A 16,143-nucleotide genomic window follows, 5' to 3' on the forward strand; every position below is an offset into this window, starting at 1 on the left:
TCTTAGCGCCTTAGCATCTCAGAATATCAGAACCTTCCTCAAACCCAATTGTATAAATCGCATTTTAAGATCGATTTATTAAATTATCCTACAAAACCGGTAGATTTTGTTAAGAAATCCTTTTTTGTTTCATAAAATACATTATTTTTTTTGGTGCGCTAAAAATAATTTATACATTCGCAGAGAATTTAAATAATAACACAAACAAAATGGCATCTAACCGTTTTTATTTTAGCAACTCTTTTTATTTCTTCTTTAGTAGAAGTGAGGATTGTGCTATGGTTATTTGAGAAATATAAAAGACAAATAAAACTAATATACAATCCTGATGAAAATCAGGATTTTTTTTTGAATATATGACAACTAAAATTGCAATACAAGGTATAAAAGGTTCCTTCCATCATCAGGTAGTGAATGAGTATTTCTCTGAAAATGTGGCTATTGATGAGTGTTTGTCTTTTGAAGAATTAATCGACAGCCTTCTTTCAGGAAAATCGGATCAGGCGGTTATGGCGATTGAAAATTCGATTGCAGGTCCAATTATTCCGAATTATGCATTGATTGATAAGAATAATTTACACATTATTGGAGAGCATTATTTAAGCATTCACCAAAATTTAATGGCTTTAAAAGGTCAGAAAATTGAAGATATAAAAGAAGTTCATTCACACCCAATGGCCATTTTGCAATGTATGGATTTCTTAAAACAGTATCCAAACATCAAATTGGTTGAAGATAAAGATACAGCTGAAACGGCCAGAAGAATTCAGGAAAAAAAGTTAACCGGAATCGCAGCAATTGCAAGCAAAACGGCTTCTGAAATGTATGATTTAGAAATCATCGCTCCGGAAATTCAAACGATCAAAAACAATATGACTCGTTTTGTAATTATAAAAAAACAGAATTCATTTTTACCGGAAAGCGAAATCAACAGAGCTTCAATCAAATTTGAATTAGATCACAAAAGAGGAAGTTTAGCAGCAGTTTTGAATGTAATGAGCGACTGCAAACTGAATTTAACAAAAATTCAGTCGCTTCCAAAAATTGAAACACCCTGGAAATATTCGTTTTTCGTGGATGTAACATTTGAGAAATACGAAGATTTTGCAAAAGCTAAAACGTTACTAAACATTATGGCAGAATATTTTAAAGTGTTAGGAGAATATAAAAATACAAAGCCTTATATAGGTTAGAAGTTAAAGAAGAAAGCCTAAAGCAATATAAAAAGTCAAAAGAAAGAATAAAAAAGCCTAAAGCTTACAGCTTAAAGCCTAAAGCAAAAAAAGAAATGATTACAACAGCAAAAAGATTAGATACAGTTGAAGAATACTACTTCTCATCAAAATTGAGAGAAGTGCGTCAACTAATGTCTGAAGGAAAATCTATCATCAATATGGGAATCGGAAGTCCTGATTTGAGTCCGTCGAAAGCAGTAATTGAAGCGGTTGCCGCGGCAATTCAAGATGAAAACGGGCATGGTTATCAGAGCTATCAGGGATTACCGGAATTGAGAAAAGGGATGGCAGATTTTTATCAGAATCAATTTGGTGTTGAATTAAATCCGAATAATGAGATTTTGCCTTTGATGGGTTCAAAAGAAGGAATTATGCACATTTCGTTAGCTTTTTTAAATGAAGGCGATCACGTTTTAATTCCGAATCCAGGCTATCCGACTTATACTTCGGTAACCAATTTGGTAGGAGCGGTTCCGGTTTATTATGATCTGAAAGAAGCGAATGCATGGGAACCGGATTTCGAAGCTTTAGAAAAACTAGATCTTTCGAAAGTAAAAATCATGTGGCTGGGTTATCCGCACATGCCAACAGGAGCAAGAGGAAGTTTAGCGTTATTTGAAAAATTGGTTGCTTTTGCTAAAAAACACAACATATTATTGGTCAATGATAATCCGTATAGTTTTGTTTTGAATGATAACCCAATAAGTTTATTGCAGGTTGAAGGTGCTAAAGAAGTGGCTTTAGAATTAAACTCCTTAAGCAAAACGTTCAACATGGCGGGCTGGAGAGTTGGAATGGTTTTAGGAAATCCTGAAATTATCGATGCGGTTCTAAAAGTAAAAAGCAACATGGACAGCGGAATGTATTACGGAATTCAGAAAGGTGCAGTTGCTGCTTTAAATTGTGATAAATCATGGTTCGAAGATCAAAACAAAATTTACATACGCCGAAGAGAATTAACAGAAAAACTAGCAGAAAAATTAGGCTGTGAAGTTTATAAAGAAGGAGTTGGGCTTTTTGTCTGGGCGAAATTGCCGGAAGGAATCAAATCAGCAGAAAAGTTCATTGACGAGATATTATACGAGAAACATATTTTCATCACACCGGGAACAATTTTCGGAAGCAATGGAGAAGGATATATCAGATTCTCGTTGTGTGTGAAAGAAGAAAAAGTACAAGAGGCGATAGATCGGTTTTAGAAACAAGAAACAAGATTTTAGACTTTAGATTGCGAACTTTGCGTAAGGCCTTGCGGACTTTGCGGTTAAGAAACAAAAAAGAATTATGAAAGTATACGTAATAGGAATAGGGTTAATAGGAGGTTCGATGGTGCTGGACATCAAGGATCAACATCCTGGTGCTACTATTTTAGGAATAGATAATAACGAGAAACATTTGCAGGAAGCAATTGACTTGGGTGTTATCGATCAGGCGGGAAGTTTTGAAGGTTTGGCTGAGGCTGACTTCGTAATTGTTTCGGTTCCGGTTGATGTGGCGCTGGTTGTTTTGCCAAAAGTATTGGATTTGGTTGGTGATAAAACAATTGTTTTTGAAGTAGGATCGACTAAAAAGCCAATTTGTGATGCAGTTGCCAATCATCCAAAAAGAAGAAATTTTATCGCAACGCATCCAATTGCAGGAACAGAGTTTTCTGGACCTTCGGCGGCGATAAGAGGTTTGTTTAAAGGAAAAACAAACATCATTTGTGAAGTGGAAAAAACCACTTTTAAATTGCAGGAAAAGGCATTACAGCTTTTCAGCGAAATTGGAATGAGGATTCGATATATGGATCCGACTTCGCACGATAAACATATTGCTTACGTTTCGCATTTGTCGCACATTAGTTCGTTTATGCTCGGAAAAACGGTAATGAACAAAGAAAAAGACGAACAGGATATTTTTGACATGGCGGGAAGTGGTTTTGAAAGTACAGTTCGTTTAGCAAAAAGTTCTCCGGCAATGTGGACACCGATTTTTAAGCAGAACAAGGAGCACGTCATTGAAACATTAGAAGAATATATTTCAAATCTCAGTCGGTTTAGAGATTTGCTAAAAGAAGATAATTACAACGCCATTTTTGAAGAAATGGAAAGCACAAATAAAATAAAAGAGATACTAAACGGATTAACAACAACTAAAAAGTAAATTAGAATTAAGATGGAAAATAAAAAAGAAATGAGAAAGTGGTTAGAAGATTTCAATTTAAATCACCCACTTGTGATAGCTGGACCTTGTAGTGCAGAAACGGAAGATCAAGTATTAAAGATTGCTCATGAATTAAAAGATTCAAAAGTTAGTGTATTCAGAGCTGGAATCTGGAAACCAAGAACGCGTCCGGGAGGATTTGAAGGTGTTGGAGAAATTGGATTGAAATGGTTACAAAAAGCTAAAAAAGAAACTGGTTTATTGATGGGAACTGAAGTTGCGACTGCAGCTCACTGTAAATTAGCTTTAGAACATGATATCGATGTTTTATGGGTTGGTGCCCGTACAACTGCAAACCCTTTCGCAGTTCAGGAAATTGCTGATACATTGAAAGGAACTGATAAAATCGTTTTGGTTAAAAACCCAGTAAACCCGGATTTAGCTTTATGGTTAGGTGGTGTTGAGCGTTTACACATGGCTGGAATTGAGAAATTAGGAGTTATTCACAGAGGTTTCTCTACGTACGAAAAAACAAAATACAGAAACATTCCAGAATGGCAAATTGCTATCGAATTACAAAATAAATTCCCTGATTTACCATTAATCATCGATCCATCTCACATTACTGGAGATCGTAAAATGATTTTTGAAGTAACGCAAGAGGCTTTAGATTTGAATTACGATGGTATGATTATCGAAACGCACTACGATCCGGACAACGCTTGGTCTGATGCTGCTCAACAAGTGACTCCTGATGCTTTGAAACAAATCATTAAAGATTTGACTATCAGAAAAACAGATGATACTACAGATGAGTACAGCCAAAAAATGACTAAACTAAGAGCTAATATCGACGTACTTGATGCTAACTTATTAGAGTTATTAGGAAAACGTATGAAAGTTGCTGACGAAATTGGTCAGGTGAAAAAAGATGCAAACGTAGCGATTCTTCAAAACAACCGTTGGAATGAAATCTTAGGAAAAATGATTTTAGAGGGGGAGAAAAAAGGTCTTACTGAAGAATTTGTTTTGAGAATGTTCAAAGCAATCCACCAGGAAAGTATTGGTCACCAGGAGAAAATTTTCAACGCATAATTTTCTCTAAAAACATATAAGTGATATAAGTTAAATTTGGTTTTGTCTGAATTTTGTTATTTGGTTTTCTTATATCATAGATTTAAAAATAGATTGTTTTTTTAAAATCTCCATTTCTTCGAAAGAAGAGTGGGGATTTTTGTTTTATAATATATAGCCCACGGTTTCAACCGTGGGGACGTAATCAATAATCATAATCTTTATCCCTACGGATGAAACCGAGGACAATCTTTAAAATTATTCATTTATCTTTGCAAAGATTTAATTTCAATCTGAAATCTAAAATCTGAAATCTAAAATTAAAGAATGACAGGACTCGTATATAAATCTACAGGAAGTTGGTACACCGTAAAATCGGAACAAGGCGATTTTATAGAATGCCGTATGAAAGGGAAGTTTAGGATGAAAGGTATTAAAAGTACTAATCCTATTGCTGTAGGCGATATTGTCGATTATGAATTGGAAGAAACTTCAGATGCAGTAACCGGAACGATTTTTAATATTCACGAAAGAAAGAATTACATCGTTCGTAAATCGGTTAACCTTTCGCATCAAATGCATATTATTGCGTCGAATATTGATCGTGTTTTTTTATTGATCACGATTAATAATCCGCCAACAACTTTCAATTTTATAGATCGTTTTCTGGTAACTGCCGAAGCTTACAATATTGAGACTATTTTGGTTTTTAATAAGATAGATACTTTTGATGAACCAACTTTGGAAGATCAATTGTATATGCAATATGTGTATCAGCAAATTGGTTACAAATGTCTTCGTGTTTCCTCGACTGAAATGAAAGGAGTTGATGAGTTGAAGGAAATGATGATTGGTAAAGTAAGTATGTTCTCGGGACATTCGGGTGTTGGAAAATCGACTTTGGTAAATGCAATGGAACCTTCTTTACATCTTAAGACCAAAACCATTTCTGAAGCCAGTAAACAAGGTCAGCACACCACGACTTTTGCTGAAATGTACGATTTGTCCTTTAATGCCAAAATTATTGATACACCCGGAATTAAAGGTTTTGGAATTGTAGATATGGAGAAAGAAGAAATTAGCGGTTATTTTCCTGAATTTTTCAAATTAAAAGATCAATGTAAGTTTAATAACTGTTTGCATAAAGAAGAGCCGCATTGTGCTATTAAAGCCGCATTAGAAAGAGACGAGATCGCCTGGTCCCGTTATAATAGTTATTTGAAAATCCTCGAAGGCGATGAAGAAAATTATCGTACAGACACTTATGATGAGGATCGTAAAATTAGCGATGAAACCAGAAACCAGAAATAAAAACAGTCGAAAGTCAAAAGTCTAAAAGTCATAATGTACATTCCGGACTTTCAACTTTATGACTTTCCAACTTTAAGACTAAATATATGAGAGTTGTTCTTCAAAGAGTTTCCCAAGCGTCAGTAACTGTAGAAGGAAATAAAACTGCCGATATTCAAAAAGGATTATTAGTATTAGTTGGTATTGAAGATACGGACACTCAGGAAGACATTGATTGGCTGGTTGGAAAAATCATTAAAATGAGAATTTTTGGTGATGAAAATGACGTCATGAACTGCTCGGTTCAGGACATTGATGGCGATATTATTGTAGTAAGCCAATTTACACTTCATGCTTCTACAAAAAAAGGCAATCGACCTTCGTACATAAAAGCTTCAAAACCAGAGTTTGCTATTCCGATGTATGAGACCTTCGTAAAATCCCTGGAAAAAGACTTTAATAAAAAAATACAGACCGGAATTTTTGGTGCTGATATGAAAGTCAGCCTGTTAAATGATGGGCCTGTTACAATTATAATGGACAGCAAAAACAGGGAATAAAAAATACTAAACAAATGTTAAGGATTTCTAAAAATAATATATATTTGAAGAAATTACTTACTAATGAAAAGCCCTTTTTTTGCGTTGTTTTTTTTATTGTTTACGCTTATTTCTTCTGCTCAAAAGAGCGATTATTCTTTATTAACTATTTCAGATAGTCTTAAGGCAAATGCAGACGCTGTTGTACGTTTAGACAAAATGGATATTGTCATTACTTCGCAACGCAGCATGAATATTAAAATACAAAGAGTGGTAACGGTTTTTAACGGAACGGGGTTAAGTGATATCGATGCTTATCAGGGGTATGATAAATCAACTTCAGTAAAAAGTATTGAAGCAATTGTTTATGATGCTTTTGGCAATGAAATCAAGAAAGTTAAAAGAAAAGATTTTAAAGACCAGAGTGCTGTCAGCGGAAGTACTCTTTTTTCGGACAATCGTGTAATTTTTTTAGAATATACTCCGGTTTCTTATCCTTTTACTGTGGTTTACAATAGCGAGATTGAAAGTTCAAATACAGCTTTTTTACCTCAATGGTATTTCTTGGGAGGTTATGCTGTAAGTATTGAGAAATCTGTCTTGAATGTTACTTTTCCTAATAACCTCGGATTCAAAAAGAAAGAATTCCATTTTTCGGGTTATGCAATCAAGAAAACCTTAGATACTGATACGCAATTAAGTTATGTTGCGACTAATATATTAGCTCAGAAATCGGAAAGTTTAAGTCCGTCTGGCAGGGATCTTTTTCCCAGAATTATGATGGGTTTAGAGAATTTTCATTTAGAAGGTGTTGACGGAACTGCTAAAACCTGGGAAGCTTTTGGGAGATGGTACAGTGACAAAATTCTAACAGGAACCACCGATTTATCAGAAGAAACTAAAGCGAAAATAAAAGCATTAGTAGGAGATGAAAAAGATCCGATAAAAAAAGCAAAAATCATTTATGACTACGTTCAGAAAAAATCAAGGTATGTAAATATTGCTGTTGGAATTGGAGGGTGGAAGCCGATGCTGGCAACGGATGTAGATCGTTTAGGTTACGGAGATTGTAAGGCTTTATCAAATTATACTAAGGCACTTTTACAAGCTGTCGATGTTCCTTCCTATAATACGATTTTATATGGTGATACTTATAAGTCTGATATCCAGTCTGATTTTGTCTCCATGCAGGGGAATCATATGATATTGGCAATCCCGAATGGAGATAACTATACTTTTCTGGAATGTACGAGTCAGGATGATCCTTTTGGATATCAGGGAACTTTTACAGACGATCGTGATGTTTTGGTAGTTAAGCCGGCGGGCGGAGTAATTGTCAGAACTAAAATTTATGAAGACAAAGGTAATAGGCAAATTGACAAAGGAATTTTTACGATTGATGAAAGCGGGAATTTTTCGGGTTCAGTTTCGATACTTTCAGAAGGCTCAAAATATAGTTTAAAGCAAAGACTGGAGAGTTTTCAGCCAACAGAAAAAGAATCGCATTATAAAAAATACTGGGATAATATCAATAATTTGAAACTCGGAAAAATAGCTTTTACAAACGATAAGGAGAATATTCGTTTTACAGAAGATCTTCAGGTTAGTGCTACAAGTTACGCATCGATATCAGCAAATAAAATGATTTTTGCAATTGATGCTTTTAATCAAAACACAGGAAATGTTAAGCGAATCAGAAATAGAAAGAATCCATTTCAGGTTCAGCGTGGTTATTTAGACACAGATGAAATAGAAATTAATTTACCAGCTGGTTTTACTATCGAGTTTATTCCTTCAAACTATGAATTAAAAGGAAAATTTGGAGAGTATAAGACAGAAATCATCAAAAAAGGAAACAACAAACTGCTTTACAAACGCTCAATGTTTGTAAATAAAGGTAATTATTCAAATAAAGAATATGACGAATACCGACTTTTTATGGAGCAAATTGCAAGAAATGATAACGCAAAAATTATACTAACCAAGAATTAGCCACAAAATGAAATGTATTAAATTATTTAGTCTATTAACTGTTTTGTTCTTTTTTTCGAGAACTACTGCCCAAGAATTTAAATTAGGAAAAGTATCCATAGCTGAATTAGAGCAAAAAGTACATCCAAAAGATTCATCGGCGTCAGCTGCTATTTTGTATAAAAAAGGAAGTTCGAGAATTGAATACAATCAGAATGACGGTTTTGTTACAATTACGGATGTCGAAACAAGAATTAAAATCTATAAAAAAGAAGGGTACGATTGGGCGACCCACGAAGTTTGGTATTATAATAATACTAACTTGTCTGAGAAAGTGTCTTTTAATGATGCTATTACTTATAATCTAGTTAATGGTAAAATTGAGAAAACTAAATTAAAAAGTGAAGGCATGTTTGATGAAGTTCTTAATAAATTCAGAGGACAGAAAAAAATAACAATGCCTAATGTTAAAGAAGGCTCGGTGATAGAATTTAAGTATACGATTAGAAGTGCCGCCAGAATGATCAGAGAATGGAATTTTCAAACCAGTATTCCTGTCAACTATTCTGAATTTACAACATACATTCCGGAGTATTATACTTTTAACTCTCAACAAAAGGGCTATGTTTTTCCTAAAGTAACTGTTGAAAAAAACAGTAAATCGATCGTCTTAACTTCTAAAGAAAGAGTTTCTTCAGGAGGTTTTGGCGGAGGAACTACAAAGACAGAATTTTCTACGGATAAAATAGATTATATGGAGACAAAAACGACTCATATCGCAGAGAATTTTCCGGCGATAAAAGACGAGGCTTTTGTCAATAATATTGATAATTATACTGCCAGTATTCAATATGAATTGGCTATGGTGAAATTTCCAAATGAAACAATTAAGTCTTATTCTACAGATTGGAGTTCAGTTGCAAAAACTATCTACGATTATGATTCTTTTGGCCCGGAATTAAATAAAACGGGTTACTTCGAAGAAGATCTAAAAACAGTATTAGCAGGAAAAAACACGCCTGATGAAAAAATATTAGCGATATTAAATCATGTAAAATCGAATATAAAGTGGAATAAATATACAGGTTATGATTGCGATCTTGGAGTCAAAAAGGCTTATAAAGAAAAAACAGGAAATATTGGCGATATCAATTTAATGTTGACTGCTATGTTGCGTTACGCTGGCTTAACAGCGAACCCAGTTTTAGTAAGTACGCGCTCTAACGGAATTGCATTATTTCCTAACAGAACTGCTTTTAATTATGTAATTGCTCAAGTCGAAACACCAGAAGGAAATGTTTTATTAGATGCTTCTGATAAATACTCGGTTCCAAATGTTTTACCTTTTAGAACTTTAAATTGGTATGGAAGATTGATTCGTAAAGACGGAACTTCTGAAGAAGTAGATTTAATGCCTAAGAAATCATCAAATGATATGATTTTTATGAATTATAGTATTGATGCTGAGGGTAAAGTTACAGGTAAAACAAGAAGACAATGTACAGATTACAATGCCTTGATTACAAGAGATAATATGGATGGGGTTGTAGAGGAAGAATATTTGGAGAAACTAGAAAATGAGAATAATAAAATTGAAGTTAGTGAATATGCACGGAAGAATGAGAAAGATATTTTATTGCCAATGATCGAGACTTATACGTTTACTGGAAATAATTTGTGCGAAATGATTGGCGGAAAAATTTATGTAAATCCGATGCTGTTTCTTACGAATAAAGAAAATCCATTTAAACAGGAAGTAAGAGAATATCCAGTGGATTTTGGATTCCCATTTACTGATAAATATAATATCACAATTAAAATACCGGAAGGCTTTGTAGTTGAAACATTGCCAACACCTGCTGTAATTACAATGGAGGATAATATAGGTACCTTTAAATTTAATATTGTTGCAAATGATGGAACTTTACAATTGGTAGTTTCACATCAAATTAATGAACCAATCGTGTCAACTGAAAAATATGAAATGCTAAAAGAATATTACAAAGGAATGGTTGCAAAAGAAACAGAGAAAATAGTTTTAAAAAGAATATAAAAAAATGAGATTACGTTTAATGGTTGTATCAGCTTTATTGGTTTTGGGGACTTCAAAAGTCAATGCTCAAAATTATGAGTTGGGAAAAGTTACAATTGCTGAATTACAAGAAAAATCGAATGCAAAAGATACAGCGGCTCCGGCCGCTATTTTGTTTAAAAAGGGAAGGACCTTTTTTACTTACAGTCAAGGTAAGGGTATCGTCGCTAATAACGTTTATGAATTCAGGATTAAAATTTATAAAAAAGAAGGATTAAAATGGGCGAATCAGGAAGTTTCTTATTATGTAGGATATGAGAATCTGAATGATGATACTGTCAATTTTTCTAATGCTGCAACATACAATCTGGAAAATGGAGAAATTGTAAAAACCAAACTGAATAGTGAGGGGAGTTTCAAAAGTAAAATAAACAAATATTGGAACCAGGCTACTATTACTTTGCCAAATGTAAAAGTGGGTTCTGTTATAGAATTTAAATATGTTTTGAAATCAGAAAACATAGTAAAACTTCCTGATTTTGATTTTCAATATAATATTCCGGTCAATTATTTTGAATATAAAACAGAGATTCCTGAATTCTTTATTTATAAATCCTTGCTTGTTGGAACTTCAAAAATAGAAACAAATGCAGAAATAGTTCTGAGCAGTCAGGTATTTGCAAGTGGTTACAAACAGATTAACAGTTTCTATACTTCAAAAGATATTCCGGCTCTTAATGAAGAACGATTCGTTGATAATATAAAAAATTATAAAGGATCGATTCAAAACGAACTGGAAAGAGAAAGATATCCTGATAAACCAGTTGTAAATTATACCAATACATGGGAAGGTGTCGCAACTTCAATTTATAAGAGTAAAGATTTTGGAGAAGAACTTAAACAAAGGGATTATCATTCAGCTGATTTAAAAGAAATATTACAGAAGACAGATTCTAAAAAAGAACGTTTAAGTTTGATTTTTCAGTTTGTTCAATCCAGAATGAACTGGACCGGAAAGAAAGGGTATTTGGTAGATAAAGGCGTAAAAAAAGCTTATGAAGAGAAATCAGGAAATATTGCCGAAATAAATTTCATTTTGATTTCGATGTTAAAAACTGCAGGAATCGAAGTAAATCCGGTTTTAGTAAGCACTGTGGAAAATGGCGTTCCTGTATTTCCAAATCGAACTGTTTTTAATTATATCATTGGTGCTGCTGAAATTGAGGGTCAGAAAATTTTGCTTGATGCTACAAGTAAGTTTACGACACCTAATATTCTGCCATTAAATGTTTTAAACTGGAAAGGGAGACTTATCAAAGAAGATGGCTCTTCTCAGGAAATTGACCTGATTCCTAAAATAACTTCAAAAGAAAATTATACAATAACAGCAAGTATAAATCCTGATCTGGGTGAGATTGACGGGAGGTTACGCATCAAGAAAACGGATTATGAGGCACTTCGATTTAGAGAAATAAATTCAAATAATAACGAGAATTCTTATTTGGAAAAATTAGAGAATGATTTAGGTAAGATTGAAATCGAAGACTATAAAATCGAGAATAAAATTGGAGATTTATCAAAACCAGTGCAGGAGGAATTTAATTTTAAGGCCAGAAATTCTTATGATATTATTGGTGGGAAAATATTTTTAAGACCAGTACTTTTTTTTACTGATGTCACTAATCCGTTTAAACAGGAAAAGAGACATATGCCTATTTATTTTGGGTATCCGGGTCAGGAAACTTATAACTTTTTTTTAGATATTCCGAATGGTTTCGTTGTTGAATCGCTTCCAAAGCCAATGCGAATTGTAACAGAAAATAGAGATGCCTCTTATACAATGAATATGATTTCTGAAGAAAATAAAGTACATATTCAGGTTGTGAAGGAAATAAACAAATATATTTTTGCTACCGATGATTACGACATGTTGAAAGACTTCTTTCAGAATATAATTGTGAGTCAAAATGAGAAAATAGTTCTAAAAAGAATCTAGTATGAAATTCCAAAAAATTGTATTTGTTATTGTTTTATTTTGTTGCCTTTCTAAAATTAATGCACAGGACAATAAACTAGGAAAAGTAACGGTTGAAGAATTAAAAGAAAAAGTAAATCGAAAAGACACAACTGCGGCGGCAGCTATTTTGTTTAAAAAAGGAAGAACCTTTTTTACTTATAATAAAAAGAATGGTTTTTCAGCTAATCATGTTTATGAATTTAAAATTAAAATTTATAAAAAGGAAGGACTTCGCTGGGCTGATCAAAAAGTAAGGTTTTATATTGGCTACGAAAAGTTAAACGACGACCAATTGGAGTTTTCACAAGCAATTACTTATAATTTAGAAAATGGAGTAATTGTTAAAACAAAAATGGACAATCAAGGTACTTTTAAGAAAAAGGTAAATAAATACTGGAACGAAAAAACCATAACATTACCAAATGTAAAAGTCGGGTCGATTATTGAGTACAAATACATTTTGAAATCAGAGAATATTGTGAAGCTTCCTGATTTTGATTTTCAATATGAAATTCCGGTAGTTTATTTTGAATATAAAACGGAGATTCCTGAGTTTTATATCTATAAAACAATTTTAACAGGAGAAACAACAATAACATCAGATTCTAAACTGGTCTCAGGAGGCCAAAGTTTTGATAATGAACATAATCAGACCAACACGATTTCGTACCAACAGATTAATTCTTTTTACACAGGAAAAGATATTTCGCCATTACTATTTGAACCTTATGTAAATAATATTGATAATTATAAAGGAAGTATTCAATTCGAACTTGAACGGGTACGATACCCTGATGAGCCTGTAAAGGATTATGCTTTGACATGGGAAGGTGTAGCTTCAACAATTTTTAAGGACAAAGATTTCGGCAAAGAACTCAGTCAAAATGATTTTTTGATAGAAGATGTCAAAGCACTTGTAGGCAATGTAGAATCTCTTAATGAAAGATTAAATATTATTTTCAAGTTCGTTCAGAATAAAATGAACTGGAATGAAGAAAACGGTTATTATACCGATAAAGGAATTGTAAAAGCATATGCGGACCAAACCGGGAACATAGCCGAAATTAATTTTATCCTAATTAATATGTTGAAATTGGCAGGGATAGAAGTAAATCCGGTTCTGGTAAGCACTGTAGAAAATGGAGTTCCGGTTTATCCTACAAGAACTGGTTTTAATTATGTTATTGCAGCCGCTGAAATTGATGGGAAGCAAATTTTGCTGGATGCGACTCATAAATTTACTTCACCCAATATTCTTCCCTTAAATGTTTTAAACTGGAAAGGCAGACTTATTAAGAAAGATGGTAAATCGCAGGAAACAGATTTATATCCTGTTTCATTGTCTAAAGAATTTTCAAATACTATAGCCAAATTAGATGCTTCCGGCAAAGTAGAAGGAAAGGTTAGAGTACAAAGAACAGATTATGATGCCTATAGTTTCAGGGTTCAGAATGCTAATAAAAATCAGGAAAATTATCTTGAAAAATATGAAGCGGAATTAGGAGATTTGAAGATATCAAATTATGTAATTCAAAATAAGGAAACAAATCTCGTCAATCCTATTATAGAGAATTTTTCTTTTAGCTCAGATAATCAATCTGAAATTATTGGAGACAAAATATTTGTAAATCCGCTTTTGTTTTTTACCAAATCTAAAAATCCTTTTACACAGGAAAAAAGGCAAATGGCAATTTATTTTGGCTATCCAACACAGGAGAAAATCAATTTGAATTTAGATATTCCTGAGGGATATATAGTCGAATCAATGCCTAAACCTATCCGTATTTCTTCTGAAGATAAAGAGATCGTTTATATTTTTAATATTTCCAACGAAGGGAATAAAATTCAAATTAGTTGTGTAAAAGAGATTAACAGTAGTATTTTTGCAGCTGATGAGTATGCCGGATTAAAAGATATTTTCCAGAAAATGCTTGCCAGTCAAAATGAAAAAATTGTTCTTAAAAAAATATAACGATGGATTTGAAAAATGCCCAACTTGATGTAGATACCTGGATAAAAGAGCACGGTGTTCGCTATTTTAACGAATTGACCAATATGGCACAACTTACCGAAGAAGTAGGTGAAGTAGCCCGAATTATTGCACGCAGATATGGTGAACAATCAGAAAAGGAAAGCGATAAAAACAAAGATTTAGGCGAAGAATTGGCTGATGTTGTTTTTGTAGTTTTATGTCTGGCCAACCAAACCGGAATAGATTTACAAGCTGCGTTTGATAAAAAAATGGATTTAAAGTCTGTTCGCGACAAAGACCGTCATAAAAACAACGATAAATTAAAATAATTGTGAAATATCACTCATAAGTTTTGAATTATGAGTTTTGAATTTTGAATTATGAATGGGGAGTGGTAAATTGCGGGGCTTAATTATGTTTGCAATCATTCATAATTTATAATTTACAACTTACAATTAAAAAAATGAATTTACTACTTCAAACAACTCAACATAATTTACAAGGACAAATTGCAGTAACAGGATCAAAAAGCGAAACGAATCGTTTATTGTTGTTAAAAGCATTGTTTCCAAATATTACACTTACCAATACTTCAAACTCTGATGACAGTGAAGTAATGCAAAAAGCTTTGGTTGGAAATGACGAAATTGTAGATATTCACCATGCAGGAACAGCAATGCGTTTTTTAACCGCTTATTTTGCTGTGAATGAAGGCAGAGATGTTGTAATGACAGGTTCAGGCAGAATGCAGGAACGTCCGATTAAAATTTTAGTGGAAGCTTTGGCACAATTAGGTGTTGAGATTTCATATGAAAATGAAGTAGGTTATCCTCCAATAAAAATCAAAGGAAAAAAAGTTACAGCTTCAAAAGTAACTTTGGCAGCAGATGTAAGTAGCCAGTATATTTCAGCACTTTTATTAGTGGCTTCAAAATTAGAAAATGGTTTAGAACTGACTTTGGAAGGAGAAATTACTTCTATTCCATATATCAAAATGACTTTGGCTTTGCTGAATGATTTAGATATTCAAACCAGTTTTGAAGGAAATGTAATTAAAGTTTATCCGAAGGAAAATGTTGCTTCAAAAGAAATGGTTGTAGAATCAGATTGGAGTTCAGCATCTTACTTTTTCAGTTTAGTGGCTTTAGCCGATACGGCTTCGATAACCTTAACGAGTTATAAAGAAAATAGTTTACAAGGAGATTCTGAGTTGGTTTCACTTTATGAGAAATTAGGAGTAAAAACTACATTTCAGAACAACAAAATGACCTTGGTGAAACAAGAGAATTTTAAATATGAAACTGTAAATTTCGAATTGAACAACACACCAGATATCGCACAAACAATCGTTGTGACTTGTTTAGGTTTGGGAATCGGTTGTCATTTAACAGGTCTTCACACCTTAAAAATTAAAGAAACAGATCGATTAGAAGCACTAAGAATTGAGCTTACAAAATTAGGCGCTAATATTTCTGTAACAAATGATTCATTGACTTTAACAGCTTCAGAAAACATCAACCATAATGTGAAAATTGCAACATACAACGATCACCGTATGGCAATGGCATTTGCGCCACTAGCACTTAAAGTTCCAATTATCATTGAAGATGCAGGAGTAGTTTCAAAATCATACCCGGATTTCTGGAATGATTTAAAAGCCTTAAATTTTCAAATTTCAGAATTGTAAAATTTTAAACCATATAAGAAATACAAGTTCATTTAAACAAAATGGGCATAATTTGAATAGCCCCTGGTTTTAACCAGGGGCTATTTTTGATTTTATACCATAAAGTTTGTCATTTCTGAAATGACAAAAAAACTCAAAACAATAAAAAAACTAAATTTAATGAGCTTATATTTCTTATATG

12 protein-coding genes are annotated in these 16,143 nt (G+C 33.0%); all 12 read left to right on the forward strand.

The annotated features are described in order from the left end of the window. Positions 1-356 precede the first annotated feature (356 nt). The 12 genes from Q7C23_RS19190 (at position 357) to aroA (ending at position 15,962) form a co-directional block, all read left to right on the forward strand. Complete coding sequence (locus Q7C23_RS19190; RefSeq protein ID WP_375034006.1) at positions 357-1,193, forward strand: prephenate dehydratase; 837 nt, start codon at positions 357-359, stop codon at positions 1,191-1,193. A 95-nt stretch (positions 1,194-1,288) separates the two neighbouring features. Next, on the forward strand, positions 1,289-2,434 hold the full coding sequence (locus Q7C23_RS19195) for a pyridoxal phosphate-dependent aminotransferase (RefSeq protein WP_375034007.1): 1,146 nt from the start codon (positions 1,289-1,291) through the stop codon (positions 2,432-2,434). A gap of 85 nt (positions 2,435-2,519) precedes the next feature. After that, complete coding sequence (locus tag Q7C23_RS19200; protein ID WP_375034008.1) at positions 2,520-3,380, forward strand: prephenate dehydrogenase; 861 nt, start codon at positions 2,520-2,522, stop codon at positions 3,378-3,380. 12 nt (positions 3,381-3,392) lie between these two features. After that, positions 3,393-4,475: a bifunctional 3-deoxy-7-phosphoheptulonate synthase/chorismate mutase type II gene (locus Q7C23_RS19205; RefSeq protein WP_099709674.1), complete on the forward strand. Its 1,083-nt coding sequence runs from the start codon at positions 3,393-3,395 to the stop codon at positions 4,473-4,475. A 306-nt stretch (positions 4,476-4,781) separates the two neighbouring features. Further along, positions 4,782-5,765 (forward strand): ribosome small subunit-dependent GTPase A, encoded by a 984-nt coding sequence (gene rsgA / locus Q7C23_RS19210; protein WP_029270592.1) that lies wholly within the window; start codon positions 4,782-4,784, stop codon positions 5,763-5,765. 86 nt (positions 5,766-5,851) lie between these two features. After that, positions 5,852-6,304, forward strand: coding sequence for a D-aminoacyl-tRNA deacylase (gene dtd, locus Q7C23_RS19215; RefSeq protein WP_375034009.1), 453 nt, complete (start codon positions 5,852-5,854; stop codon positions 6,302-6,304). Between the two features lie 63 nt (positions 6,305-6,367). Then, on the forward strand, positions 6,368-8,275 hold the full coding sequence (locus tag Q7C23_RS19220; protein WP_375034010.1) for a DUF3857 domain-containing protein: 1,908 nt from the start codon (positions 6,368-6,370) through the stop codon (positions 8,273-8,275). A gap of 7 nt (positions 8,276-8,282) precedes the next feature. Next, positions 8,283-10,307: a DUF3857 domain-containing protein gene (locus Q7C23_RS19225; RefSeq protein WP_375034011.1), complete on the forward strand. Its 2,025-nt coding sequence runs from the start codon at positions 8,283-8,285 to the stop codon at positions 10,305-10,307. Between the two features lie 4 nt (positions 10,308-10,311). Then, entirely contained in the window at positions 10,312-12,282 is a 1,971-nt protein-coding gene (locus Q7C23_RS19230; protein ID WP_375034012.1) for a DUF3857 domain-containing protein, read from the forward strand. Between the two features lies 1 nt (position 12,283). After that, complete coding sequence (locus Q7C23_RS19235; RefSeq protein ID WP_375034013.1) at positions 12,284-14,275, forward strand: DUF3857 domain-containing protein; 1,992 nt, start codon at positions 12,284-12,286, stop codon at positions 14,273-14,275. Positions 14,276-14,277: 2 nt separating this feature from the next. Next, positions 14,278-14,604 carry a nucleotide pyrophosphohydrolase gene (locus Q7C23_RS19240; RefSeq protein ID WP_012022600.1) on the forward strand — a complete coding sequence of 109 codons (327 nt, stop codon included), beginning with the start codon at positions 14,278-14,280 and terminating at the stop codon, positions 14,602-14,604. A gap of 134 nt (positions 14,605-14,738) precedes the next feature. Further along, the gene (aroA, locus tag Q7C23_RS19245) at positions 14,739-15,962 is read left to right on the forward strand and encodes a 3-phosphoshikimate 1-carboxyvinyltransferase (protein ID WP_375034014.1); all 1,224 of its coding nucleotides are present in this window, start codon (positions 14,739-14,741) and stop codon (positions 15,960-15,962) included. The last annotated feature ends 181 nt before the right edge of the window (positions 15,963-16,143 follow it).

Source organism: Flavobacterium sp. LAR06 (assembly GCF_041946075.1).
In the GTDB taxonomy this organism is placed as follows: Bacteria; Bacteroidota; Bacteroidia; order Flavobacteriales; family Flavobacteriaceae; genus Flavobacterium.

Bases quoted from the DNA above. Each gene is read 5' to 3' on its own strand.
- Q7C23_RS19190 (WP_375034006.1), top strand. From the start codon at position 357: ATGACAACTAAAATTGCAATACAAGGTATAAAAGGTTCCTTCCATCAT.
- Q7C23_RS19195 (WP_375034007.1), top strand. From the start codon at position 1,289: ATGATTACAACAGCAAAAAGATTAGATACAGTTGAAGAATACTACTTC.
- Q7C23_RS19200 (WP_375034008.1), top strand. From the start codon at position 2,520: ATGAAAGTATACGTAATAGGAATAGGGTTAATAGGAGGTTCGATGGTG.
- Q7C23_RS19205 (WP_099709674.1), top strand. From the start codon at position 3,393: ATGGAAAATAAAAAAGAAATGAGAAAGTGGTTAGAAGATTTCAATTTA.
- rsgA (WP_029270592.1), top strand. From the start codon at position 4,782: ATGACAGGACTCGTATATAAATCTACAGGAAGTTGGTACACCGTAAAA.
- dtd (WP_375034009.1), top strand. From the start codon at position 5,852: ATGAGAGTTGTTCTTCAAAGAGTTTCCCAAGCGTCAGTAACTGTAGAA.
- Q7C23_RS19220 (WP_375034010.1), top strand. From the start codon at position 6,368: ATGAAAAGCCCTTTTTTTGCGTTGTTTTTTTTATTGTTTACGCTTATT.
- Q7C23_RS19225 (WP_375034011.1), top strand. From the start codon at position 8,283: ATGAAATGTATTAAATTATTTAGTCTATTAACTGTTTTGTTCTTTTTT.
- Q7C23_RS19230 (WP_375034012.1), top strand. From the start codon at position 10,312: ATGAGATTACGTTTAATGGTTGTATCAGCTTTATTGGTTTTGGGGACT.
- Q7C23_RS19235 (WP_375034013.1), top strand. From the start codon at position 12,284: ATGAAATTCCAAAAAATTGTATTTGTTATTGTTTTATTTTGTTGCCTT.
- Q7C23_RS19240 (WP_012022600.1), top strand. From the start codon at position 14,278: ATGGATTTGAAAAATGCCCAACTTGATGTAGATACCTGGATAAAAGAG.
- aroA (WP_375034014.1), top strand. From the start codon at position 14,739: ATGAATTTACTACTTCAAACAACTCAACATAATTTACAAGGACAAATT.